Origin of the sequence: Paraburkholderia sp. SARCC-3016, assembly GCF_031119615.1 — a bacterium.
Lineage (GTDB): Bacteria > Pseudomonadota > Gammaproteobacteria > Burkholderiales > Burkholderiaceae > Paraburkholderia.
The window spans coordinates 19,817-44,911 of sequence record NZ_JAVHZD010000003.1 but is presented as its reverse complement, the minus strand read 5'-3'; the positions used below and the strand labels follow the sequence as shown (position 1 = coordinate 44,911).

Genomic DNA, 25,095 nt, shown 5'->3' with positions numbered 1-25,095 from the left:
CTGAACCCAAAGAGAAAGTCATGATCGGGGAAATCAATATCGTCGGCGTGTTCGTGCCCACCGTCCTGGTGCTGATGCTGGTCGCGTATCTGATCAAGCGCGGCGTGGTCGCGCTGCTCGCGCTGACCGGCTTCTATCGCTTCGTCTGGCACCGGGCTGCTTTCGATTTTTGCATCTACGTGTTCATTTTCGGTGCGGTCGTGGCTCTAACGAGGCGGTTCGGCGCGTGAAACAGATCTCGGTGTTCTCCGTCATTCTGACGCTGATCGCGACCGTTGCGGCCGCGCTCGTGCTATGGAAAGTGATCGACTATTACATGTTCTCGCCGTGGACGCGCGATGGCCGCGTGCGCGCCGATATCGTGCAGATCTCGCCCGACATCTCCGGCTGGATCACCGATATCCACGTCGTCGATAACCAGCCGGTCAGAAAAGGCCAGGTGCTGTTCGTGATCGACGAGGCGCGCTACGCGCTCGCGTATCGCGAGGCGGTCGCGACGCTCGCCCAGCGCAAGGCGACTTACGACGAGGCACGCCGCGAGGACGTGCGCAACCAGCAACTGGGCAACCTCGTCGCGACCGAGGTGCTGCAGCAAAGCCACGCGCGCGCGATCGAGGCGCGCGCGCAGATGGATCTCGCGCAGGTCGCGCTCGACACCGCGCGCCTGAACCTGCAGCGCACGACGATCGTGAGCCCCGTCGACGGCTATGTGAACGACCGCGCGCCGCGCCCGAACGAATACGCGAGCGCGGGCCACCCCGTGCTGTCGATCGTCGATGCCCACTCGTTCCGCGTCGACGGCTACTTCGAAGAGACGAAGATGCGGCATATCCGCATCGGGCAGGCCGTCGATATCGCGGTGATGGGCGAGCCGAAGCTGTTGCGCGGCCACGTGGTCAGCATCGTCGCCGCGATCGAGGACCGCGACCGCACGAACAGCACGCCGAACCTGCTGCCGAACGTCGACCCGGCGTTCAGCTGGGTGCGGCTTGCGCAGCGCATTCCGGTGCGTGTCGCGCTCGACGAAGTGCCGCAGGATTTCCAGATGATCGCCGGGCGGACCGCGACCGTGCTGGTCCGCGGTCCGGAACTGCGGCCGATCGGCAAGGGCGCGGCGTCGGCGCCCGATGCCGCGTCGGCGCCGCAATCGCGCTTCGCGCTGTGGTTCGAGCGGGTGCTCGGAGCGCTCAGATGAACGGCAAAGCGCGCTGGGCGGAGCGGACGACGGTGCGCAATTGCGTGCTCGTGTCCGCCTTCGTCGCGTTGCTCGCCGGCTGCACGGTCGGCCCGAACTATTCGCTGCCGAAAGACGCGCTCGTCAACTCGAACTTCGCGAACGCGCCGATCGAAGGCGCGAACGATCCGCTCGTCACGCAGCAGCCGGTCCCGCCGAACTGGTGGCGGCTCTACGACGACCCGGTGTTGAACAGTCTTGTCGAAGAAGCGCTGGCGGAAAACCGCGACTTGCGCGTCGCGGTCGCGAATCTCGCGGCGTCGCGCGCCGAAGTGCAGTTCGCACGCGAGCAATACGGCTTCAGCGGCGACGCGTCGGGAGCGGTGCAGTACTCGCAGCTTTCGCCCGAACAGTTTCTGACCGACAAGATTCCGCCGCAGACGCTTGCGGGCATCGGCTTTAACGTGTCGTACGAACTCGACCTGTTCGGCAAGCTGCGGCGCGGCATCGAAGCAGCGAAGGCCGACGACGATGCGGTCGAAGCCGCGCGCGATCTCGTGCGCATCACGGTGGTCGCGGATGTCGTGCGTTCGTACGTGGAAAACTGCGCGGCCGCGGAAGAACTCGCGATCGCGCAGCATTCGCTCGCGCTCGAACGCGAGCGCGTCGATGTATCGCAACGGCTTCTCCAGGCGGGCCGCGGCAACGAGCCCGACGTCACGCGCGGCATCACGCAGCGCGACACGATTGCGGCCGAGATCCCGCGCTTCATGTTGCGCCAGCGCGTCGCGCAATACCGGCTCGCGATGCTGCTCGCGCGCTCGCCGCAGGACCTGCCGCCCGCCGCGAGAAACTGCGCGAAACTGCCGCAGATCGGCGAGCCGCTACCGGTCGGCGACGGCGCCGCGTTGCTCAAGCGCAGGCCCGACGTGCGCGAGGCGGAGCGCAAGCTTGCGGCGTCGACCGCGCGCATCGGCGTCGCGACGGCGGCGCTGTATCCAACCATCAGCCTCGGCGCGAGTGCGGGCTTCAACGGCCTCGCATCCGACATCGGCACCGCGCCGACCGCCTACTACTCGGTCGGGCCGATGATCAGCTGGGTGTTCCCGGTGAACGGGCAGCGCGCGAAGGTGCACGAGGCCGAGGCGTCGACAGCCGCGTCGCTCGCGCGTTTCGATTCCGTCGTGCTGAACGCGCTGCGCGAGACCGAGTCCGCACTTGCCACGTACAGCCTCGACACGCAGCGCGCGCAGGTTCTCGAAACGGCGTTGCAATCGGCGCGCAAGTCGGCCGATCAGACGCATCAGCTGTACACGAGCGGCCGCGAGTCGTTTATCTCCGATCTCGACGCGACCCGCACGCTGACCTCGGTCGATGCGCAGGTCGCCGCGGCGCGCTCGACGGTCGCCGTCGATCGGGTCAATCTGTTTCTTGCGCTCGGCGGCGGGTGGGAAGAAGAGGCGCAGGGCGGGGCGAAGGAAGGGACGCAAGGCGGCGCGCAGCAGCTTATGCAGCAGCCGGCCGCGCAGCCCGGCGGCTCGCAGTCGGGTTCCGGCGACCGGACGCAACAGGCCGCGCAGGAACGCGCCGGCGCTCAGCGAGGCTCGCAGACGAGCGAATAGACGGCTGCTTACGGGCCGCGAGCGTTACACGCGTGCGTCGACGACCCGCTCCAGCGCGTGCAGCGCCTGTTCGGTCGCATCGGACGCGCAGCAGTCGATCACGATCCGTTCCGGCATCGCGCGCAGCCACGTCAACTGCCGCTTGCATAACTGCCGCGTCGCGAACACGCCCTTGTCGCGCATCGTCGCATAATCGATCGCGCCGTCGAGATACGCCCACGCCTGCCGGTAGCCGACGCAGCGCATCGACGGCAGTCCGGCGTGCAGATCGCCGCGCGCGCGCAACCGTCGCACTTCATCGACGAAGCCGGCCTCGAGCATCGCATCGAAGCGCTGCGCGATCCGCACATGCAGCATGCCGCGGTCCGACGGTTCGAGCGCGACCGGCACGAAGCGATAGCGCGCCGTGGCTCGATCGTCGCGTGGGGGCGCCGCAAGCAGCGTCGACATCGGCTGGCCCGTCAGCATGAAGACTTCGAGCGCGCGCTGGATGCGCTGCGCGTCGTTCGGCGCAAGCCGCGCGGCTGTTTGCGTATCGACGGCGGCAAGGCGCGCATGCAGCGCGGGCCAGCCGTCGCGCGCGGCATCGGCTTCGAGTTCGGCGCGAAGCGCGGCGTCGGCGGCGGGCAAGTCGTTAAGGCCTTGCGTCAACGCCTTGTAGTACAGCATCGTGCCGCCGACCAGCAACGGCACGCGGCCGCGCTCGACGATCGCATCGATGGCGCGCAACGCGTCGGTGCGAAAGTCGGAAGCCGAATAGGCGTCGGCCGGATCGACGATATCGATCAGATGATGCGGCACCTGCGCACGTTCGTGCGCGGTCGGCTTCGCGGTGCCGATATCCATGCCGCGATAGACGAGCGCCGAATCGACGCTGACGATCTCGCTGGCCCGCCGCGCCGCGAACGCGAGCGCCGCCGCGGTTTTGCCCGAAGCGGTCGGGCCGAGCACGCAGGCGATCGGAAGCGGGGCGGCGACGCGAGTCATGACGATGCGCTCGCGGCGTCAGTGCATGCAATCGTTGCGCGCGCATCGACTTGCGATGCGTTCATTGTCCGCGCATGAAAAGCCGATCGAGGTCGGACAGCGTCAGTTGGTACCACGTCGGACGCCCGTGATTGCATTGATCGGCACGCTCGGTCGCTTCCATCTGACGCAGCAGCGCGTTCATTTCGTCGAGTGTCAGACGCCGGTTCGCACGCACCGCGTGATGGCAAGCCAGCGTGCCGAGCAGTTCGTGCTGACGCTCGGTCAGCACGCGCGAACCGCCGAACGCATGCAGATCGGACAGCACCGCGCGCGCGAGCGCGGGAAGATCGGCGTCTTTCAGCAGCGCGGGCACCGCGCGGATCGCAAGCGTCGTTGGCGACAGCACGGCGAGGTCGAAGCCGAGCGCGTCGAGCGTCTCGCGCTCTTCCTCGACGATGCCGATCTCGACCGGATCGGCCGGCATCGACTGCGGAATCAGCAGCGGCTGCACGGCGATCGTCCGGTCGGCGAGCGCGTTCTTGAACTGTTCGTACAGGATGCGCTCGTGCGCCGCGTGCATATCGACGATCACGAGCCCGCGCGTATTCTGCGCGAGCACGTAGATGCCGTGAATCTGGCCGAGCGCGAAGCCGAGCGGCTGCTCGTCGGCGACGTCGAATGTGTTGAACGTGTCGACGGCGGCAGCGCCGGACGGCTGCGCCGCGAACGGCGATGGCGCATCGTTCGCATCGCGCGCGACGGGCGCGGTCGATGCGTCGAATGCCGTCGCGTTGTATGGCGAACCGGACGAAGAAGTGGACGAAGAAGCGGACGAAAACGCGGACGAAAACGCGGACGAAAGCGCGGCGTCCGTATCCTTGCGGCCGAACAACGCGTCGTAGAGTGCAAGCGGCTGCGCGACCGGCAACGTGCCCTGGCGCATCCGCGCATCGCGCATCCATGTCGTGCCCGACGGTGGCGCGTTGCTGCCGAAGCGGCTGCTGCCGCCGCCCGACGACGATGCGCCGCCGCCGAGGCCTGCGCCGCTGCCGCCGATGCCGGCCGCGCCGCCGGGCGGCGTCGATCCAAACGACCCCGGCCGTCCAGGCGGTTCGATATGCGCCGCATGGCCGCCCGCCGTGGTCTCCGGCGACGCGCCCGCATGCCGCGCGAGCGCGCGCTGCACGGCATGGAATACGAACTGGTGAATCGAGCGCGAATCGCGAAAGCGCACCTCGATCTTCGACGGATGCACGTTCACGTCGACCGCTTCGGGCGGCAGATCGAGAAACAGCACATACGACGGATAACGGTCGCCGTGCAGCACGTCTTCATAAGCGGCGCGCACCGCGTGCGTAAGCAGCTTGTCGCGCACGAAGCGGCCGTTCACGAAAAAGTACTGCTGGTCGGCGCGGCCGCGGCTCGCGGTCGGCAGGCCGGCGCAGCCGTACACGGCAAGCGCGCCGGCCGCTTCGTCGAGCGGCAGGTGCGCGGTGGCGAACGCGTCGCCGAGAATTTTCGCGACGCGTGCCGCCGGATCGCTCGCGTTCCAGTGCTCGACCGCGCGGCCGTTATGCAGCACCGAAATCGCGACGTCGGGCCGCGCGAGTGCGACGCGGCGGACCATCTCGATGCAATGGCCGAGTTCGGTCTGTTCGCTCTTCAGGAATTTGCGGCGCGCCGGCGTATTGAAGTACAGCTCGCGCACTTCGATCGTCGTGCCCTGCGTGCCGGCCGCGGGAGTCAGCGCGCCGGTATTCGCATCGATGCGCGTCGCGTGCGCGGCGTTGCCGGTGCGGCTCGTAATGGCCATCTCCGATACCGATGCGATCGACGCGAGTGCTTCGCCGCGAAACCCGAGCGTGGCGACCGCTTCGAGCTCCGCGAGCGAGCGGATCTTGCTCGTCGCGTGCCGCGTCAGTGCGAGCGCAAGTTCGGCTTCGGGGATGCCGCAGCCGTCGTCGGTGATCGAAATGCGTTTGACGCCGCCTTCGTCGAGCAGAATGCGCAGCGTGGTCGCGCCGGCGTCGAGCGCGTTCTCGAGCAGTTCCTTGACGACCGACGCGGGCCGCTCGACGACTTCGCCGGCGGCGATCTGGCTGATCAGCTGATCGGGCAAGGGCTGGATCGAGCGTGGCGCGCGCGCCGCGCGCAATGCGCGGGAAGGGGCGGCGGCAATCGAAGCTTGTGCGGGCGCGGGGCAGGCGCCCGCGGCCGTGCCGTCTGACGGTTCGCGGAATTCGGACATGGCGGAATTATAGCGATTCGCCGCGAGGCCGCAGTCGGCCGATTGCGTTGCGCGCACCGCTGGCATCGCCTCCGCCGCGCTCCGCTGCCCATAATTTCTTAATATTGAAGCCAGCACTTTCGGTATCATGGCGCGGTCGCATTTCCGGACCGGGCGTGTTGTGTCGTTTTGTGTTATGCGCCGCTGGGCGCCTCGCTGCATCGGGTACTTCGGATGCTGCGCCAGAAGGTGCGTACGCTATGTATGCGTCCCTTCGCGCGTGCTTTTCGTCGGACCACAGGCGCGCGCCGACACGCCTCACCATCCACGTTCTTGAGAGGATGTCTTTTTGGATACGCTGCTGCATTTCGTCAACCTCGTCCTGCATATCGACGCCTTCCTTGGCGACTTCATTCGCCAGTACGGCGCATGGGTGTACGCGGTCCTCTTCCTGATCGTGTTTTGCGAAACAGGTCTTGTCGTCCTGCCGTTTCTGCCCGGCGATTCGCTGCTCTTTATCGGCGGCGCGTTCGCGGCGAGCGGCGCGATGAACATCGGTTTTCTGATCGTGCTGCTCGTCATCGCGGCCGTCACCGGCAACACGGTCAACTACATGATCGGGCGCGCGATCGGCGTGCGGGTTTTCGATTCGCATATTCCTGTGCTCGAACGGTTTCTCGATCGCGAAGCGCTGCGCAAGACGCACAACTTCTACGAAAAACACGGCGGCAAGACGATCGTGCTGGCGCGTTTCATCCCGGTCGTGCGGACCTTCGCGCCGTTTGTCGCGGGCGCATCGCAGATGTCCGTGCGGCGTTTCCAGCTGTTCAACATCGCCGGCGCGCTGTTCTGGGTGTTGCTGCTCGTGCTGCTCGGATACTTCTTCGGCAACATTCCGTTTATCCGTCAGTATCTGAACGTGATCGTGCTGGTCGGTATCGGCGCGGCGATCGTGCCGGTTGCGTTGGGCGCATTGTGGAAAGTCGCGCGACGACGGGCGCCGGCGACTTCGGCGCGCAAGACGGGCGGACAGTGAAGGCGGTGAGCGCCTCGTCGGTCCGACGGGCAGGCATCGTGCAATGAAGCGCGCAATGAAGCGCGCATCCGGCAGGACGTAAGGGCATCGCTTCGATTGCGATGCCCTTTGTATTTATGCCGCCTGCTGAGCTCAACCCGCCGCCGTGCGGCGCACGAACGGCGTTTCAGGCGTCGGATAGCCGGCTTCCCTGAACGTCTCGACAATCGCGCGATTCGTGTCGAAATAGACCTGCCAGTAGTGGTCGGTATGCGTGTAAGGGCGCACGCACAGCATCGGTCCTTCCGGCGTGAACGACAGCACTTCGATATCGGGCGCGGGGTCCCCGGCGACATTCGGAATGCGCACCACGGCCGCGCGCAGCCGGTTCGCCGCGTCGACGGGATCGACGCCGTTGGCGATCTTCGCGGTCAGCTCGACGCGGCGCACGGGCAGCGCGCTGTAGTTCGAGATCGTGTCGGAGAAGATCTTGTTGTTGCCGACGATGGTCGTGACGTTGTCGGGCGTGACGAGCGTCGTGCCGAACAGCCCCAGTTCGCGTACCGTGCCCGTGACGCCGCCGGCCGTGACGAAATCGCCGACCTTGAACGGTCGCAGCACCTGCATGAACACGCCGGCCGCGAAATGCGCGAGCAGGCCGCCCCATGCGGTGCCGATGGCAAGACCGAGACCCGCGAGCAACGCGGCGAACGATGTGGTCTGCACGCCGAACACCTGCAGAATCGCGAGAATCAGCAGCAGGTTCAGCAGCGCGCCAAGAATCGAACTGAGATAGTGCGCGAGTGTCGGGTCGACACGGCTATTGCGTTCGAGAACGGCGCGCAGCATGCGCGTGACGAGTCCGATGACCCAGCGCGCGATGATCCACAGGACAATGGCGGCAAGTACTTTGGTTCCGAAGTCGATGCCGCGGGTCATCATGAAAACGCGTACGGTTTCAAGGTCCACGATGTCCTCGCTCGAGTCGGTGGGTTTGCGCTTCGTTCGATTGACTGCAACGGATGCAGGGTGCTGCGTGGCGCTAACGTGCGGCCGCGCCGCCGTTGCCCTGTCACTGCGTTGTTCTAATGCGGATGCGTTTGCCGGGCAGCGGTGAGACGGCGCACCTCGCGTGACGGCCGGCCGGGCTCGTCCTTCCCGCGGTTTTCGGGAGAGTTATAGTCGAGCGCGCGGGCGTTAGCAAGCCGTATTCCCGCATTGCCGCACGTCGCTCGCGGCGCGGTACGCTCGCTTATCGCACCGCATTCATGCGCAATGCTTGAAACCGGCGCGACCGCCGTTGCTCGCGCAATCGTGCGAAACAGAAGCCGGCTGCTGCAGCGAGTCCATATGCGCATGCGCGCCCGGCAAACGCAACGGTCGTGCTGAACTTGCCATAACGTTGTTGCGAATCGGCGAACACGAGAAAGGTCAGTGCCGCGTCGAAGGCCAGCGCGAAGAGCGAGACTGCCATGAAGATGCGCAAGCCGTCGAGCGACTCGTTGGGCCATAGCCAGTTGACGACGCAACAAACGGCCACTACGACTGCAAGCAGCGCGAACATCCAAAGCAGGTGAAACAGGAGAAGCTCGAGCATCGATATCGGAGCAGAAAAGCACAAAGGAGAACGCGACACGACCGCGCGTTGCCGGGCGCTTCGCGATGCGTGTGTTGCACAGCTGTTGCAACACCGCGCAGCGAGGCGGCGCGCGATCATTGCATGCCTTTCTCTCTCAATAAATAGCTGGTTGCACGCTTCGGTCTCGAAAGCTTTGGAATGCAAAAAAGGCTCACCGGTTACCCGATGAGCCTTCTGCGTCGCAGCCTGTATCTGGCCGTTAGTGCGCGGTGTCAGCGTGCTTTTGCTGCGGCCGTCGTCGAGCCGGTCGCGAAATCTTCGGCGTCGACGTCATAACCCGACGGTTCCCAGCGAATCGCGAGCAACGCGATGAGACCGCAGAGCGGCGCGGCCGCGATGATCCAGAACACGCGCGTGCCGAGTGCGGCAGCGAGCACCGGGAACAGGAACAGCGACACGGTCGAGCTTGCACGCATCAGCGTCTGGTTGAAGCCGACGCCCACGCCGCGCAGCGACGTCGGATAGCTGAGCGAGGCGAAGGTCATGCTGTGCGAGCCGGGACCGAAGCCCTGGCCGAGCAGGAACGCGCCGAGCAGCGCGACCGCAATCGCAACCTGTACGCCGCCCGCCGGTTTGCCGACGATCGCGAGACCGACGAGCGCGGCGAGCTGGAACGTATAGCCAAGCACGGTCGGCTTCCACGCGCCTGTTCTCGGCACCGTGCGCACGGCGATCAACCCGCCGACGAACGCGAATGCGAGATTGAGCGCGAGCGAGGCGAGGATCGTCGTCAGCATCGATTGGGCGAGGAAGCTCGAGATAATCACGGGCAGACCGAACGCTACCGCGTTATAGGCAAACGAAGAAGCGACGGCGATCACCGTCGCGAGCACGGTGCGCTTCAGGTAGACGCCGCGCAGCAGCGCGCCGTAGTTGGCCCACGAGGCGCGCCGCGGCGAGTTATTTGCAGCCGCCGTTCCCTGCAGCGCATCGGGCGCGACCGCTGCATCGATGCCGTACGAGCGCTTGAGGATTTTCGCGGCGCCCGCGAGGTCGCCCTGGTTCGCGGCCCACACCGGCGACTCGCTGATATAGCGGCTGCGGATCGCGATGATGATCAGCGCGGGCACGGCGCCGAAGCCGAGTATCAGTCGCCAGAGCAGCGGCTGGTGGCTGGCCGGCAGCATCGCGTAGAAGGCGAGCACGAGCAGATACGAGACGCTGATCGCCGCGTACCAGACGGGGCACCACATCGCGACGCGCGCGGCCTTGTTGCCGCGTCCGCGCAGTCGCGAAAACTCGGCGAGAAACGCCATCGCGACCGGCAGATCGATGCCGACGCCGAGACCCATGACGAAACGCGCGCCGCCGAGCACCCAGGCATTCGGTGCGAGCGCGCACGCGAGCGCAGCGACCACGAAGAAGAACATGTCGGCCATAAACACGCGATAGCGGCCGATGCGGTCGGTCAGAAAGCCGCCGAGGCATGCGCCGACGATTGCGCCGAAGGTGATCGCCGAGGCCACGAAACCGGTACCGGCCGGCGTCAGCGAGAACTCGCGCGCGACGTCCTTGAGGCCGAATGCGAGGGCGCCGAGATCGTAGGCATCGAGAAACACGCCGCCGAGCGCGATCGCCACGACGATGCGTGCGTCGCTGCCGACCGCGGCGCCCTGGTTGACGAGAGTGGAGACATCCGCGGCGCAGCGGATCAGCGCACGGGCCGGAGCGGCCTGTTGGGCCGGCGCCGCGGCGCGTTCGGGGGCAAGGGAGGTGGACATGCGGCGGGCGCGCAAAAACGCGCAAAGCCGTGATGGTACGGGCGCCTTACGATGCCCGGCAACGTTATTTTCGTTATTAGCTCATGCGGCGCTGCCGCGCGGCGGCGCGCAGCGAAGCCGCTTTAATGGCGACGCTCAGCGCCGCGCAATCACCGCCGTCGACTCGACCCACTCGTCGAGCCAGCCGTCGCGCGCGTGCGCATCGAGCACTTGCTTCAGACGGCTCATCAGTTCATCGAGACGTTCGCCCAGATGACTGCGCGATAAGCTCGACATCGAAAGCGGCCGCATCATCAACGCGTCGACCGGCACGCGGCGCCGCTCGACGACCGATATACGCTCGATCGACGCAAACGCCGATTGCATGAGCATCGCTTCGTGGCCGACCCAGTCGTCGGATCTGCGGCGTGCGCGGGCAGGGTCGGCCTGCGCATACTGATCGAGCAGGCGCTGGTACTCCGCCATCCACGGCTCGGTCGCGCTTTCAGGCTGCGATGTGCCGAATAGCGCGACCGCGCCGCCTGGCTCGATCAGCGCGTCGAGGCGCCGCAGCGTGTCGGCGCGGTCCATCCAGTGAAACGCGCGGCCGATCACCGCGAGCCGGAACCGCCCCGTGTCGTCGCCGAGATCGTACGAGCTGCCATTGCGAAAGGCGATATTCGGCGCGATGCCCGCGCCGAGTTCCGACGCGATGCGCAACATCTCGGGTTCAGGATCGAGCGCGAGTCCCCCGGCGACCCACGACGCGAACGCAATCGACAACTGCCCGGGCCCGCAGCCGAGATCGAGCAGGCGCTGGGTGCCGTCGAGTCCCGCGGCAAGCGCCACGCGCCGGATCAATCGCGGCGAGTATGCCGCGCGGCCGGTCAGATAGTGCGCGGCCGCATGCCTGAAACGGTCGGGGACGAACGGAATGGGATCGGTCATGAGCGTGCCCGGCGTGCTGATTACGCGGCGTCCTGCAGGCGCTGCGCGGCGCCGCCTTTGCGATACAGGATCAGCGTGGCGATCAGTCCGCACACGGCCGCGAAGCTAAGCCAGTAACCTGGCGCGGCCTTGTCGTGCAGCGACTGGATCAGGAACGTCGAGACGGCCGGCGTAAAGCCGCCGAACAACGCGGTGGCAAGACTGAACGCGAGCGAGAAGCCCGCGACGCGTACTTCGACCGGCATCACTTCCGTCAGCGCCGCGACCATCGCGCCGTTGTAGGCACCGAAGAAGAACGAGAACCACATCAGCACGATAAACATGCGGCCGAAGCTCGGTGCGGCGGCAAGCCACGACAGCGCCGGATACGCGGTGAAGATGGCGAGCACGGTGATCAGCAGCAGCAACGGCTTGCGGCCGATGCGGTCCGACACCGCGCCGCCGATCGGCAGCCAGACGAAGTTGCCGATACCGACGCACAGCGTGACGATCAGGCTATCGGCCGTCGACAGCTTCAGCACGGTTTTGCCGAAGGTCGGCGTATACACGGTGATCAGGTAGAAGGTCGTGGTCGTCATCGCGGTCAGCAGCATGCCGGCGATCACGGTCGTCCAGTTCGCGAGCATCGAGCGGAACACTTCGCGCGCGGTCGGATGATGCTTGCGCGCAGCGAATGCTTCGGTCTCCTGCAGCGAGCGGCGCAGCAGAAACAGGAACGGCACGATGAGGCAGCCGATGAAGAACGGAATGCGCCAGCCCCATGCATGCAGCGTGTCGGCGGGCATCCATGCGTTCAGCGCGTAGCCGAGCAGCGCGGCGACGATGATCGCGACCTGCTGGCTGGCCGACTGCCAGCTCGTATAAAAGCCCTTGCGGCCCGGCGTCGCCATCTCGGACAGATACACCGACACGCCGCCCAGCTCCGCGCCGGCCGAGAAGCCTTGCAGCAGGCGGCCGATCAGCACGAGCACCGGTGCGAGCAGGCCAATCGTTTCATAGCCGGGCACGCACGCGATCAGGATCGTGCCGCTCGCCATCAACGACAGCGTGACGATCAGACCTTTGCGGCGGCCCACTTCGTCGATATACGCGCCGAGCACGATCGCGCCGAGCGGCCGCATCAGGAAGCCGGCGCCGAACACTGCGAAAGTCAGCATAAGCGACGCGAACTCGCTGCCGGTCGGGAAGAATACCTTCGAGATATAGGTGGCGTAAAAGCCGAACAGGAAGAAGTCGAACTGCTCGAGAAAATTGCCGCTCGTGACCCGCAGCACGGCGGCCGCCTTCGACCGGGTTGTCTGCGCCGCGAGGGACGTGGTGGCCGAAGAGGACACGATGTTTGTCTCCATGGGTGATTCCGTAACGCGTAGTTTGAACCTTGGTTGCTCTAGATTTCTTTCATTTAGAAAGGAATGTGGCCGGAATGAGGCCATTTTTTAGCTTTTTTGTGGCCTTTCGGGGGCCTCGAATCAGCGCGCCCCGTACGCTAACTCATTCCGAACCGAGCTTCAAACTATTCGCTTGTCTTTTTTCGATCGACGACTTGAGCAGGGCGGCGCTGCGATAAATGCCGTGCGCGAATTTGCCGTAGGGCAGCGTCGCGAAGAGCGCAAGCACGACGCCCAGGTGCGCGGCGAGCAGCCATGCGAGCGCCGCGGTATCGCGCCATGCGAGCAGCGCGAGGCCGCTTGCGCTCGTCAGCAGCAGCAGCGCGATAAAGCCGCGATCCATCGGTTTTTGCGCGGCGTCGCCGCGTGCCGGATCGCGCTTCACATTGAGCCACAGCAAGCCGGCCGGCCCGACCAGCAGACCGACGCCGCCGAGCGTGCCGAGCAGCACCGGGACGCTCGCGAACGGATACGGCGCGTGCAGGTCGAGGAAATAGTGATAGAAGGTTGCGACGACCGTCGCGGCGAAGCACAGCATGAAGCCGTAGAACGTGAAGTGGTGAAAGCGCCGCCGCGCGAGCGTGAAGCGATCGTCGGCTTCGTTGCAGCCGTCGCCGTGACCGCCGTCGAGATACCTGAGCGTCAGCGCGTTTTTCGTTGCTTCCGCAACGGCCCCGCCTGCCGTCGGACTCGACGCGGTTCCCGCCGTCACATCGCGCCAGAAACGCGTCACGCCGATGCCGAGCGACACGATCGCGAGCACGAACACGATGCCGAACAGCAATGCAAGCAGGTTGTGCGGGAAGATCGCATAGAAGTTGCCGGCGAGCGGCGTGCCGAAGAGCGGCCCGTTCATTGCGATACCAAGCACGAGAAACAGTGCGAGGCCGACTGCAAGCGCGAGCGACAGCGTGAGGCCATTGCGCTTGTACAGCGCGCCCATGAACGACGGCACCGCGTATTCGCTGTAGGTGTCGAGACGCACTTTCGCCATCGCCTGCGGCACATTGACCGCGAATTCATGCGGCGGTGCGTACTGGCATGCGTGATAGCACGCGCCGCAGTTATGGCACAGGTTCGCGAGGTAATTGACGTCGGCCTTGCCGAACTCGAGGCGGCGCGTCATCGCGGGGAACACGGCGCAAAAACCCTCGCAATAGCGGCACGCATTGCAGATCTGCATCTGCCGCGCGACCTCGGTTTCGTTTTCGGTCAGCGGCAGCACGCGGATGGTCTGCCGCGTATCGCGTGCCGGCTGCGTCTGCGCGCCGCCGTGGCGCGTACTGTCGCGGCCGGCCGCCAGTTGCTGCGCATCGTGCGCGAGTGCTTCAAGCTTCTGCACGTTCTACTCCGGTTGGTTCGTTTGCGGCATCGGCCGTCCAGTCGGTCAGCGCCTGTCCTTTTGCGACGTGGGCGGCCTGCCGGCCCGCAATGCGGCCGAACGCGGTGCCGATCGACATGCCGACGCCCGCCGTATAGCCCTTGCCGAGCACGTTGCCGGCCATCATCTCGCCGGCGACGAACAGGTTCCCGCTCGGCTTGCCGCCGAAATGCACCTGTGCGCGGTCGTTGACCTTGAGGCCGAGGTACGTGAACGTGATTCCCGGACGCAGCGCGTAACCGTAGAACGGCGGCTTATCGAGTGGCAGCGCCCAGTGCGTCTTCGACGGCGTGAGGCCTTCGGTGCGGCAATCGTCGAGTTTCGTGTGGTCGAATGTGCCGGGCCGGCACGCCGCGTTATAGGCGTTGACGGTATTCATGAACCTGTCGACGGGCAGGCCGAGCGCGCTCGCGAGCTCGGGCAGCGTATCGGCCTTGACGCCCGGAAACACGGGCGGCATGAAACGGCCGATCGCTTTCGAATCGATGATCGAATATCCGATCTGCCCCGGCTGTTGCGCAACGAGCCGGCCCCAGATCGCGTAGCGCTTCGGCCAGAAATCTTCGCCCTCGTCGTAGAAGCGCGCGGCGTCGCGATTGACGACCACGCCGAGCGACACGCAATCGATGCGCGTACAGATACCGCCGTCGTACAACGGCGCGCGCGCGTCGATCGCGACGCAGTGCGATTGCGACGGATCGCCGATCGCGTCAGCGTGCGCGTCCTCGATCATGTGCTTGAGCAGCACGCCCATGTTGAAGCGCGTGCCGCGAATCAGGAAGTTATCGGCCGGCCATTCGCCGCGCTCGTTTTGCCCCCATGCTTCGCGCAGCCATTCGCGGTTCGATTCGAAGCCGCCGGCCGCAAGCACGCACGCGCGTGCCTCGAAACGCTGCTTGCCGCTTTTCGCGGCGACGAAGCGGCCGTTGTCGAGTTCGATCGAATCGACCGGCGTCTCATAGCGGATCTGCACGCCGAGCGCTTCGGCGCTGCGGTAGTACGCATTGACGAGCGCCTTGCCGCCGCCCATAAAAAATGCGTTCGTGCGCGCGACGTGCAGCGCGCCTGACAGCGGCGGCTGAAAACGCACGCCGTGCCTGCGCATCCACGGCCGGCACGTCGACGACGCGCGAATCGTGAGGCGCGCCAGGTATTCGTCCGTGATGCCGCCCGTGACCTTGAGCAGATCCTGCCAGTACTCTTCTTCCGGGTATGCCTCGACGAGCACGTCTTGCGGCGCGTCGTGCATGCAGCGCAGATTGCGCGTGTGCTGGGAATTGCCGCCGCGCCATTCGCGCGGAGCGGATTCGAGGAGCAGCACCGATGCGCCGGCTTCGCGCGCCATCAGCGCGGCGCACAGCGCGGCATTGCCGCCCCCGATGACTAATACGTCGACCATGTGGGAGTCTCCTGTGTCGATCGGAGCCGGCGCTTGAGCGGCTTGCTCCGGTCCCATGCAGGCTATGCTTGCAAGGGCCGCAATGTAGTCGGCGCCGCCGATTGCCGCAAGAAGGCGGTGTGCAACAGGTCTTCACGTTTCGTGAAGACGTTCGGGCGATTCGCGGCAGTTTCCCGTCAACGCAGCCGCGCGCCCAGCCAGCGGCCTTCGCTCACCAGCGTGCGCGCCGTATCCGCGAGCACCACGCGCGCGGCGAGCCCCGCCGGCGACAGTTCGTCGTCCGAGACGCTGACCAGCAGATTCGGCCGCACCGCATCGGCGTCCGCAATTTCCACGCTGGCAAGCCCCGCATATTCGGCCCGTGCCAGGGCCGCGCCCGGCTGGATCGTTGCGCCGAGGCCGCCGCGCACCGCATCCATGAGCATGGCGAGGCCGTCCACTTCGGCGACGATGCGCGGCTCGAATCTGGCACGCTTGAACGATTCGGCGAGCGTCGTGCGCAGGCCGTGCGGGCCGCTCGGCAGGATCAGCGGCAGCGCGCCGAGCTTCGCGAGCCGTACGCGTCTCGCGGCCGGCATGCCGGGCAGATCGCGCGCGCCGATCAGGAACAGCCGCTCGTCGAGCAGCGGCATCACGCTCCAGCGCTGCGCGGGTTCTTCGTGAAAGAGAATTGCAAGGTCGATCTGCCGCGCGCCGAGCATCGAGGCGAGAAAGCCCGACAGGGTTTCGACCATGCGCAGCCGCACATCGGGGTAGCGCTCGCGCATCGCGCGCATGAACGCGAGACCGAGCACGCCGCTCGTGCTCGTTGCGAGGCCGACCGTCACGTGGCCCGACAGCCGCGCTTGGCGCGCGGCGAGTGCGGCGTCGTCCACGTGTCGCAGTGCCAGTTGCGCCTGGCGCCAGAACGCGAGCCCAGCGTCGGTCGGCACGACGCCGCCGGACGTGCGTTGCAAGAGGCGCGTCGCGAGCTCGCTTTCGAGGCGGCTGATCTGCTGGCTCAGCGCGGACGTGACGACGCCGAGTTCGAGTGCCGCCTTGCCCATGCTGCCGTGCTCGACGACGCTGACGAAATACCGCAACTGACGCAATTCCATTGTGTTCCCCGCTTGGGTAGCCGTTGAGCGGCATTGTCCGGAGTGGGGTCGGAAAAGGCAAATGCGGGCAAATGCGGCAAATGCGGCAAATGCGCCAATGCGCCAATGCGCCAATGCGCCAATGCGCCAATGCGCCAATGCGCAAATGCTCGCAAAGCTGACGGTAGGGCCAGGAGCCGACGCATCTCGTGCGCCAATCTGCTTGACAGATTGTATGACAGGAATATAATCATCTCAAAACAAGAACATGTCGTTCATCTGGTTTCGGCGGAATTTCCACAGCAGAGCAGAGCGGAGACACTCAGCATGCGTGATTCATCGACGATCGGCTTGCGCCTCGACGGCCTGCCGCTGTCAGGTTTTCATTGGCGTCTGCTCGGCCTGATCGCGGCCGGCATGTACTTCGACTCCTTCGATATCTATATTGCAGGCACTGTGCTCGCCGCGCTGATTCACAGCGGCGAATCGACGCTAAAGCTCAACGCGACCTTCGTATCGGTCACCTTCATCGGGATGATGGCGGGTGCGTGGCTGTCGGGCGTGCTCGGCGACCGCTACGGCCGCCGCTTCTCGTATCAGATCAATCTCGGCATTTACGGGTTTGCGTCGATTGCCGCGGCGCTCGCGCCGTCGATTTACTGGCTTATCTTCTTCCGGCTTGTCATGGGCCTTGGAATGGGTGCGGAGATCGTCGTCGGCTATGCGACGCTTTCCGAATTCATTCCGGCCGTGTGGCGCGGCCGCTTCGGCACGATCCTGAATCTGATCATCAATACGTCGCTGTTTCTGTCGACGTTCCTCGGCTGGCTCATCGTGCCGCATTACGGTTGGCGCTGGATGTTCGCGATCGCCGGCTGCGGTGCGCTCGTCGTCTGGTTCCTGCGCAAGTCGATGCTCGAGTCGCCGCGCTGGCTCGCCGCGCGTGGCAGAACCGACGAAGCCGAAGCGATCGTCGCGCGCGTCGAGACCGCGTGCGGCGTGGACCCCGCCGCATCGCGAGAGTCGGCGCGCGCGGCCGCGCGGCAAGCGGCGCAAGATGCAACGAACGTCGCAACGCGAAACGAAGCGCGTCTGTCCGAACTGTTCTCGCGGCGGCTACTGACGCGCACGATCACGGCCATCACGGTGCTCGTCGCGCTGTTTATCGTGAACTACGCGTTCGTCAGCTGGATTCCGACCTTCCTCGTCAAACAGGGGCACAGCATTTCGAACTCGCTCGGTCTTACGGCCGTGATGTTCGCGGGCGGTCCGGTCGGCTCATTGATTGCATTTGCGCTGGCCGAGCGCGTCGGGCGCAAATGGGGCATTGTCGCGTTCTCGCTCGTTTGCGTGGGGTTCGGCGTCGCGTATCCGTTCGCGCAAACCGCAACGACGATCACGATGCTCGGCTTTGCCATCACCGCATGCATTTATGTGCTGTCGTCGTTCAGCGTCGCGAGTTATGTACCCGAGCTGTTTCCGACCGAATTGCGTTTGCGCGGCTCGGGTCTCGCCAACACGATCGGCCGTGCGGTCAGCATCGCCGTGCCGTATGGTGTCGCGGCCGCATTTGCGGGCTTCGGCATTAGCGGCGTGATTGCGTTGATCGTCGGCACGCTATTGTTGCAGGCGTTGATTGTCGGTGTGCTTGGCGCGGAGACGAAAAACCGTTCGCTCGAAGCGATCGCCGCTGAAACCGGTGATGACGCGCATGCCGCGGGTGAGCGCGCGGCGGCCGCGATCACCAGCCGGTAAGCGAGAACCCGTGTTCAGTAAAGGAACGATAGCCAATGCAGCAACGCACGACTTCTGCTGAAGAACCGCTTGCGCCGACGCGGCAACTCGCGCAATTCGTCGAGCGCACGCGCTGGAGCGATATTCCGGACGCAGTTCGGCACGAGGCGAAGCGCTCGCTCGTCAATTATTTCGCCGTCGCGTTCGCAGGCTGCGCCGATCCGTCGATCGAACAAGCCGTGAGCGTCTATCGCCGTTATCGCGCCGGTTGCGACGCGAGCCTGATTGGCCGCGCCGAACGCACCGACTGCCTGAACGCGGCCGCGCTCAATGCGATGACCGCGAACGTGCACGATTTCGACGACACGCATCTGCCGACCATCATCCATCCGACCGCGCCGGTCGCCGCGCCGCTGTTCGCGCTTGGCGAAAGTACGACCATGAGCGGCGAGGCGCTGCTGCTCGCCTTCGTGCTCGGCGTCGAAATCGAATGCCGGATCGGCAATGCGGTGTCGCCGTCGCATTACCAGCGCGGCTGGCACATTACATCGACTTGCGGCGTATTCGGCGCGGCGGCAGCCGCGGCGAAGCTACTCAACCTCGATGCCGGGCAGACGGCCCATGCATTGGGCCACGCGTCCGCCCAGGCGGGCGGACTTGTCGAAACGCTCGGCACGATGGCGAAAAGCGTGAGTGTCGGCAATGCGGCGCGCAATGGTTTGCTCTCGGCGTTGCTCGCGCGCGAGGGATTGAGCGGACCGGCGCAGCCAATCGAAGGCGAACGCGGTTTCGTGCGTGTGTGCTCCGATCAACCCGATTTCGATGCGCTTACCGCGCAGCTCGGCAGCCGTTGGGCGTTGCAGGCCAACACGTACAAGCCGTATCCGTGCGGCGTCGTGCTGAACCCCGTCATCGAAGCCTGCCTCGACCTTGCACGCGGCAAGCAATGGTCGCTGGCCGATATCGAGCGTGTCGAACTGCTCGGCCACCCGCTGCTGCGCGAGCGTACCGACCGGCCCGGCATTCGCAGCGGCCGCGAAGCGCAGGTCAGCGCACAGCATAGTGTGGCGGTGACGCTTTCGACAGGCCGCGCGGGACTCGCGGAATTCAGCGACGAAAGCGCGGCGAATCCGGCCGTGCGCGCGTTCGCGGGCCGCGTCGCATTCGTCGACGACAGCCGCCTGCCCGTCGAAGCCGCGCGCGTGACGGTGCTGCTGCGCTCGGGCGAAAGCGTATCGCGCACGGTCAGCGCCGCCCGCGGCAGCCTTGCCGTGCCGCTTTCCGATGCCGACCTCGACACCAAACTGAAAGAACTCGCCGCGTACGGTGCGCCGCATGTCGACACGCAACGCCTGCTCGACACCTTGTGGACGCTCGATACCGCGGCTGACGCCACGATACCGATGCATATCGCACGTACCGAATCCGGTTAGCAAAATAAGGAAGCCGGTCCGACAGATTTTGTTGCGCTTTTACGTAACCGGCGGCTTCGCTGGGTTAGCATCGGCTTCGCATTTCCCTTAACCATCCATACGGAGAATTTCTAATGATCGTCGAGATGCGCGTCTATCACTGTGCGCCGACACGCCTGCCGGCGCTGCTGGATCGCTTCGTCAACATCACGCTCGGTTTCTTCGAGAAATACGGCATCGAGCAGATCGGCTTTTTTACGACGCTGGTCGGTTCGAGCAATCACTCGTTGACGTACATGATCAAGTGGGACAGCCTGGCTGAGCGCGAAACCAAATGGAACGCGTTTCAGTCGGATCAGGAGTGGATCGCGAAACGCGCGGCGACCGAAGCGGATAAGCCGATCGTCGAGCGCATCGAGAACTGCTTTCTGACGCCGACCGCTTTCTCGGCGCTTCGATAGAACCGCACGAAGCGCTGCCCGCTAGCCGGTCGCGCAGCGGCCCGGCTGGCTGGCCCTGGCTTTGCAGGCTGACGAGCAGCTTTAGCCGGCGATTTCATACTCTGGAGCCTGGAATGTCTCGTGTTGGACAGTTTTATATCGATGGAAAATGGGTCGCGCCGCTCGCGCCGGTCTGGTTCGATCTGATCGATCCGGCAACCGAAGTCCGCTTCGATCAGCTTGCGCTCGGCAACGCGGCCGATGTGGACCGTGCGGTTGCGGCTGCGCGTCGCGCTTTTCCGTCGTATTCGACGAGCACCGTCGCGGATCGCGTCGCGCTGCTCAAGCGCATCGTGCAAATTTACGAGCGCCGTATCGATGAATTCGCCGAAGCCATGCGCGCCGAAATGGGCGTGCCGATTACTTTCGCGCGCAACAATCAGGCCGTGCGCGGCCCCGTGCATCTGAATGCGCTGATCGATGTGCTCGATTATTTCGCCTTCGAAACCCAGCGCGGCACGACGCGGTTGCGGCATGAAGCGGTCGGCGTATGCGGCCTCATCACGCCGTGGAACTGGCCGGTCAACCAGATCGTCGTGAAGATCGCGCCGGCGCTTGCGGCCGGCTGCACGATGGTGCTCAAGCCCAGTGAATATTCGGCATTGAGTGCGCTGCTGTTTGCCGAAGTGCTCGACGAAGCCGGTGTGCCGCCGGGTGTGTTCAATCTCGTCAACGGCGACGGTCCGGGCGTCGGTGCCGCGATCGCAGCGCATCCCGATATCGACATGGTGTCGTTCACGGGCTCGACGCGCGCGGGCATTCAGGTCGCGAAGCTCGCGGCCGATACCGTGAAGCGCGTCGCGCAGGAACTCGGCGGCAAGTCGGCCAATATCCTGCTCGACGACGTCAATCTGAACGACGCCGTCACGCGCGGCGTGAATACGTGTTTCGCGAATTCGGGCCAGTCGTGCTCGAGCCCGACGCGCATGCTCGTGCCGCGGCGCCTGATGGATGAGGCCGCGCATATCGCGGCGCGCGCGGCGCAGGCGTTCAGGGTCGGCGCGACCGACAAGGTGACGACGCAACTAGGCCCGGTCGTGAACCGCAACCAGTTCGTGCGCATCCAGTCGATGATTCAATCGGGTATCGACGAAGGCGCACGGCTCGTCGCCGGTGGCACCGGTCTGCCCGAGGGCTTGTCGAAAGGCTGGTTTATCAAGCCGACGGTGTTCGCCGACGTCAAACCCGATATGACGATCGCGCGCGAGGAAATCTTCGGCCCCGTGCTTTCGATGATCCCTTACGACGACGATGAAGAGGCGATCGAGATCGCGAACAGCACGGTCTACGGACTTGCCGCGTATGTGCAGTCGGCAAGCGTCGAGCGTGCGCGCACGGTGGCGCGTGCGTTGCGTGCGGGCGGCGTGCATCTGAATTATCCGGCACCCGATTTCAGCGCACCGTTCGGCGGCTACAAACGCTCGGGCAACGGGCGCGAGTGGGGCGAGGCCGGCTTGCGCGAGTATCTGGAAACGAAGGCAATGGTGGGCTACGGCGAAGCATGAGGCATGGTCGGGCGCCGATAGGCGGACGTATCGGCGCTGACGATTTGCTCGCTTGCGACGCGAAGCGCGCAGGAGCAAGTCCATCGGCCTAAAAAATTTTTCGCTATTCTGTTTGTATGACAATCTGTCGGTAAGACGATCAGTGAAAACGTAGCAGACGATTACGATGCGGACACCGATGCCGCAGCGGCATCGCAAACAACCGAGGGAAACGACTATGGCAAGCAACGACTGGTTTGAAAAGGGTTTCGCGAACCGCAAGACAGTGCTTGGCGCGGGGCATGTCGAGAAATCGTGGGAAAACGCCGACGAGTTCAATCGTCCGATGCAGAAGCTCGTTACCGAGTACTGCTGGGGCGAGATCTGGGGCGACGACACGCTGCCGTTCAAAACGCGCAGCATGCTCAATATCGGCATGCTGACCGCGATGAGCCAGCACCACGAACTTGCGGTGCACGTTAAAGGCGCGCTGAAGAACGGCGTGACGAAAGACGAAATCCGCTCGGTGCTGATGCAGGCGGCAATCTATTGCGGCGTGCCGCTCGCGCTCGCGGCGTTTCGCGTCGCAACCGAAGCGATCAAGGCCTACGAGGCTGAACCGAAAGCGTCGTAGGCGGCACGCCTGATGACGTGAGCCACTGTAGCCGCACGACGGCACTGCGCCGCGCCGAGCGGCACTGGGATGGTGCCGGACAACCATACCGGAGACACGAATGAAAGCGCTGACCGCTGAACACGTCTCGTCGACTGCCGACGAACAGTCGATCGACGCGCGGAGAAGGAGCGCCATCAAAGGCGCGTTCTTTTCCGAATTCATCGACATGTTCGATATCTATCTGCCGGTGGTCGTGCTGTCGCCGGTACTGTTTTTCTTCCAGCCGCCGCATCTGTCGAGCGGTATGGAGACGATCCTCGCATCGCTCGTATTTATTACGACGCTGCTTGGACGGCCGGTCGGCGCGTTGCTGTTCGGCATGGTTGCGGACCGCGTCGGACGCCGCAAGGCGTCGATCTATTCGGTATCGGGCTTCGGCGTGGTCACGTTGCTGATCGCGCTGTTGCCCGGCTACCAGAACATCGGCATCGCGTCGTACTGGCTGCTCGTGCTGCTGCGCTTTGTCGACGGTATTTTCCTCGGCGGCGGCTATACGGGCGCGATGCCGCTTGCGATCGAGTATTCGAGGAAGCATCAGCGCGGTTTCGTCGGAGGACTGATCATCGCGGGCTTTCCGGCCGCCTATGTGACGATCAATCTCGTTGCGATGGCGATGTTCGCGGCCTTTCCGCTGAACGGCGTCAATTCGCCGTATGCGCAGTGGGGCTGGCGCATTCCGTTCGTGATCGGTGCGGTGCTTGCCGGTGTGCTCGCGCTCTACTACGTGCATAAGGTGGCGGAATCGGAAATCTGGAAAAGCGAGGCCGGTGAAAAGCAGGCCAGAAGCGACACGCCGCTGCTGTCCGAACTGATAAGCGGCAAAAGCGCGAAGAGCCTCGTGCAAGTGCTGTTGCTCATGACGGGTTTCTGGCTCACGCAAAACATCATCACGATTTTTCTGCCGACAGGGCTGCTCGTGCACACGCTGCATCTGAGTGGCTTCCAGCTCACGTCCACGCTGCTGCTGTCGTATTTCGTGCTGTTTTTCAGCTATATCGGCGCGGGCATGCTGGGCCAGAAGATCGGCCGGCGGCGTTTCTTCGCGATCGTCGGTCCGTTGATCGCGACCGTCGGCGCCGCGCTGCTCTACGTGCTCGGCAACGTGCACGGCCTGTCGCTGCCCGCGATCATGCTGACCGTTTGCGTGCTCGCGGTGCTCGTCACGTCGCCGTGGGGCGTGATCGTCACGTACATCAACGAACGCTTTGCGACCGAGGTGCGCGCAACGGGCTTCGGCGTCGGCTTCAGTCTCTCGGTGATCGTGCCGTCGTTCTACGCGTTCTATATGAACTGGCTCGGCGCGTGGATGCCGCTTTCGGTGACGCCAGTCGTGCTGCTCAGTATCGGTGGCCTGATCGGCATGGCCGGCGCGCTGATGGGACCGGAAACGAAGGACGTCGATTTCTAGCCTGCTTCACTGACACAGGACATCATGAACAAGGAACGAATCGGATTTATCGGGCTCGGCAATATGGGCGGCCGCATGACGCGCCGCATCGTCGATGCCGGTATCGCGGTGCTTGGCTACGACACCGTGATCGCGCGCGTGAAGGACGCGGGTGCGCAAGCGGCCGCATCGATCCGCGAAGTCGTCGAATACGCGGACCTCGTGCTGTTATCGCTGCCCGATAGCAAGGTGGTCGAAGCGGTCGTCGAAGGCGAGGGCGGGATACTCGCGCACTGCCGCGCGGGCCAGACCGTGATCGATCTGAGCACGGCTGCGGCAAGTTCGACGGTGCGGTTAAACGGCCTGCTGAAAGCGCGTGGCGTGCATTACATCGATGCGGGCATTTCGGGCGGCGCCGCCGCGGCCGAGAAAGGTACGCTGACGTTGATGGTGGGCGGCGACGCCGCCGCGATCGAAGCCGCGCAATGGATCTTCAAACCGGTTGCCGGCAAGGTGCAGGTGATGGGCGGAAGCGGCGCCGGCCACACGACGAAGCTGCTCAACAATTTCCTCAACGCGGTGAGCCTTGCCGCGACCGCCGAAGTCATGGTCGCGGGCAAACTGGCGGGGCTCGATCTGCATCGACTGCTCGACGTGCTCAACAGCAGCACCGGCGTCAACTTCGCGACGCAAAGCCGCTTTCCGAAGATCGTCGACGGCGATTATCTCGAAGGCGGCCTGACGTCGAAACTGATGACCAAAGACATCGTGCTGTACGTCGACCGCGCGCGCGAACTCGGCGTCGCATCGGTCAACGCGGCGGGACCGCTCGCGAGCTTCGGCCTCGCGACGTCGCTCGGCTATGGCGACGCGATCAGCAATCGGGTGGTCGACGCGATCGGCGACGTGTCGGGCGGCGTCAGACTTCACGACCACGCAAAAAGCAAAGGAGCAAACTGATGAAGGTGTTTCACGGCAGAAAGACAGGCGCTGCATCGGAGCGGCGCGGCAATGGCGACACGTTTACCGGTGTGGTGTGGGCCGATCCGGTCATGCCGTCCACCGACGGCGTGACGATCAACACCGTCTGTTTCGAGCCCGGCGCGCGCACGTACTGGCATTCGCACGAGCGCGGCCAGATCTTGCAGGTCACGGCGGGGCAGGGATGGATTTGCGTCGAAGGCGGCAAGCCGGAAGTGATCCGTCAGGGCGACGTCGTATGGATCGGGCCGAACGAACGCCATTGGCACGGCGGCAGCGCGGACAGCTTCATGGTTCATATCGCGACGTCGCTCGGCACGTCGAACTGGCAGGAAGCGGTTAGCGAGCACGACTATCCGCCGTCCGCCGTGCGCTGAAACGGG

Annotated in this window: 22 protein-coding genes; 12 read left to right on the top strand and 10 right to left on the bottom strand. The window is 64.9% G+C overall.

Annotated elements, in window-relative coordinates; genetic code table 11:
• The first annotated feature begins 20 nt into the window (after positions 1-20).
• Genes QYH69_RS04280 through QYH69_RS04270 form a run of 3 tightly spaced genes read left to right on the top strand, consistent with a single transcriptional unit; the run spans position 21 to position 2,796 of the window.
• Positions 21-230 carry a DUF1656 domain-containing protein gene (locus tag QYH69_RS04280; RefSeq protein ID WP_075158069.1) on the top strand — a complete coding sequence of 70 codons (210 nt, stop codon included), beginning with the start codon at positions 21-23 and terminating at the stop codon, positions 228-230.
• Positions 227-1,195: an HlyD family secretion protein gene (locus tag QYH69_RS04275; protein ID WP_308830675.1), complete on the top strand. Its 969-nt coding sequence runs from the start codon at positions 227-229 to the stop codon at positions 1,193-1,195. The genes QYH69_RS04280 and QYH69_RS04275 overlap by 4 nt, the downstream gene beginning before the upstream one ends.
• Positions 1,192-2,796 carry an efflux transporter outer membrane subunit gene (locus tag QYH69_RS04270; RefSeq protein ID WP_308830674.1) on the top strand — a complete coding sequence of 535 codons (1,605 nt, stop codon included), beginning with the start codon at positions 1,192-1,194 and terminating at the stop codon, positions 2,794-2,796. The genes QYH69_RS04275 and QYH69_RS04270 overlap by 4 nt, the downstream gene beginning before the upstream one ends.
• Before the next feature lie 24 nt (positions 2,797-2,820).
• Here QYH69_RS04270 and miaA read toward each other — a convergent pair whose 3' ends face one another.
• Both miaA and mutL read right to left on the bottom strand, forming a co-directional pair.
• Entirely contained in the window at positions 2,821-3,783 is a 963-nt protein-coding gene (gene miaA, locus QYH69_RS04265) for a tRNA (adenosine(37)-N6)-dimethylallyltransferase MiaA (protein ID WP_308830673.1), read from the bottom strand.
• 61 nt (positions 3,784-3,844) lie between these two features.
• Positions 3,845-6,013: a DNA mismatch repair endonuclease MutL gene (gene mutL / locus QYH69_RS04260; RefSeq protein ID WP_308830672.1), complete on the bottom strand. Its 2,169-nt coding sequence runs from the start codon at positions 6,011-6,013 to the stop codon at positions 3,845-3,847.
• Between the two features lie 328 nt (positions 6,014-6,341).
• On the opposite strand from mutL, the gene QYH69_RS04255 reads away from it, so the two are divergent.
• Complete coding sequence (locus QYH69_RS04255; RefSeq protein WP_308830671.1) at positions 6,342-7,028, top strand: DedA family protein; 687 nt, start codon at positions 6,342-6,344, stop codon at positions 7,026-7,028.
• A gap of 132 nt (positions 7,029-7,160) precedes the next feature.
• On the opposite strand, the gene QYH69_RS04250 is transcribed toward QYH69_RS04255, so the two are convergent.
• From QYH69_RS04250 to QYH69_RS04215, 8 genes are all read right to left on the bottom strand, one after another.
• A complete protein-coding gene (locus QYH69_RS04250) occupies positions 7,161-7,976 on the bottom strand; it encodes a mechanosensitive ion channel family protein (protein ID WP_308830670.1) in 816 nt (271 codons plus the stop codon).
• 283 nt (positions 7,977-8,259) lie between these two features.
• The gene (locus QYH69_RS04245) at positions 8,260-8,604 is read right to left on the bottom strand and encodes a hypothetical protein (RefSeq protein WP_308830669.1); all 345 of its coding nucleotides are present in this window, start codon (positions 8,602-8,604) and stop codon (positions 8,260-8,262) included.
• 254 nt (positions 8,605-8,858) lie between these two features.
• Entirely contained in the window at positions 8,859-10,367 is a 1,509-nt protein-coding gene (locus QYH69_RS04240) for an MFS transporter (protein ID WP_308830668.1), read from the bottom strand.
• A gap of 135 nt (positions 10,368-10,502) precedes the next feature.
• Positions 10,503-11,294 (bottom strand): class I SAM-dependent methyltransferase, encoded by a 792-nt coding sequence (locus QYH69_RS04235; RefSeq protein ID WP_308830667.1) that lies wholly within the window; start codon positions 11,292-11,294, stop codon positions 10,503-10,505.
• 20 nt (positions 11,295-11,314) lie between these two features.
• Positions 11,315-12,643 (bottom strand): MFS transporter, encoded by a 1,329-nt coding sequence (locus tag QYH69_RS04230; RefSeq protein WP_308830666.1) that lies wholly within the window; start codon positions 12,641-12,643, stop codon positions 11,315-11,317.
• A 142-nt stretch (positions 12,644-12,785) separates the two neighbouring features.
• Positions 12,786-14,024, bottom strand: coding sequence for a tricarballylate utilization 4Fe-4S protein TcuB (gene tcuB / locus QYH69_RS04225; protein ID WP_308830665.1), 1,239 nt, complete (start codon positions 14,022-14,024; stop codon positions 12,786-12,788).
• On the bottom strand, positions 14,011-15,462 hold the full coding sequence (gene tcuA / locus QYH69_RS04220) for an FAD-dependent tricarballylate dehydrogenase TcuA (RefSeq protein ID WP_308830664.1): 1,452 nt from the start codon (positions 15,460-15,462) through the stop codon (positions 14,011-14,013). The genes tcuB and tcuA overlap by 14 nt, the downstream gene beginning before the upstream one ends.
• A gap of 176 nt (positions 15,463-15,638) precedes the next feature.
• Positions 15,639-16,559 carry a LysR family transcriptional regulator gene (locus QYH69_RS04215; protein ID WP_308830663.1) on the bottom strand — a complete coding sequence of 307 codons (921 nt, stop codon included), beginning with the start codon at positions 16,557-16,559 and terminating at the stop codon, positions 15,639-15,641.
• 306 nt (positions 16,560-16,865) lie between these two features.
• Here QYH69_RS04215 and QYH69_RS04210 point away from each other — a divergent pair, with 306 nt between their 5' ends.
• The 8 genes from QYH69_RS04210 (at position 16,866) to QYH69_RS04175 (ending at position 25,089) form a co-directional block, all read left to right on the top strand.
• Positions 16,866-18,293: an MFS transporter gene (locus QYH69_RS04210; RefSeq protein WP_308830662.1), complete on the top strand. Its 1,428-nt coding sequence runs from the start codon at positions 16,866-16,868 to the stop codon at positions 18,291-18,293.
• Positions 18,294-18,328: 35 nt separating this feature from the next.
• The gene (locus QYH69_RS04205; protein WP_308830661.1) at positions 18,329-19,705 is read left to right on the top strand and encodes an MmgE/PrpD family protein; all 1,377 of its coding nucleotides are present in this window, start codon (positions 18,329-18,331) and stop codon (positions 19,703-19,705) included.
• 113 nt (positions 19,706-19,818) lie between these two features.
• Positions 19,819-20,145 carry an NIPSNAP family protein gene (locus QYH69_RS04200; RefSeq protein ID WP_308830660.1) on the top strand — a complete coding sequence of 109 codons (327 nt, stop codon included), beginning with the start codon at positions 19,819-19,821 and terminating at the stop codon, positions 20,143-20,145.
• A gap of 113 nt (positions 20,146-20,258) precedes the next feature.
• Positions 20,259-21,689, top strand: coding sequence for an aldehyde dehydrogenase family protein (locus QYH69_RS04195; protein ID WP_308830659.1), 1,431 nt, complete (start codon positions 20,259-20,261; stop codon positions 21,687-21,689).
• Positions 21,690-21,906: 217 nt separating this feature from the next.
• Positions 21,907-22,302 (top strand): carboxymuconolactone decarboxylase family protein, encoded by a 396-nt coding sequence (locus QYH69_RS04190; protein WP_308830658.1) that lies wholly within the window; start codon positions 21,907-21,909, stop codon positions 22,300-22,302.
• A gap of 100 nt (positions 22,303-22,402) precedes the next feature.
• Complete coding sequence (locus QYH69_RS04185) at positions 22,403-23,752, top strand: MFS transporter (protein ID WP_308830657.1); 1,350 nt, start codon at positions 22,403-22,405, stop codon at positions 23,750-23,752.
• 24 nt (positions 23,753-23,776) lie between these two features.
• Positions 23,777-24,691, top strand: coding sequence for an NAD(P)-dependent oxidoreductase (locus QYH69_RS04180; RefSeq protein WP_308830656.1), 915 nt, complete (start codon positions 23,777-23,779; stop codon positions 24,689-24,691).
• Positions 24,691-25,089, top strand: a complete 399-nt coding sequence (locus QYH69_RS04175; RefSeq protein ID WP_075158051.1) for a cupin domain-containing protein — start codon at positions 24,691-24,693, stop codon at positions 25,087-25,089. The genes QYH69_RS04180 and QYH69_RS04175 overlap by 1 nt, the downstream gene beginning before the upstream one ends.
• The last annotated feature ends 6 nt before the right edge of the window (positions 25,090-25,095 follow it).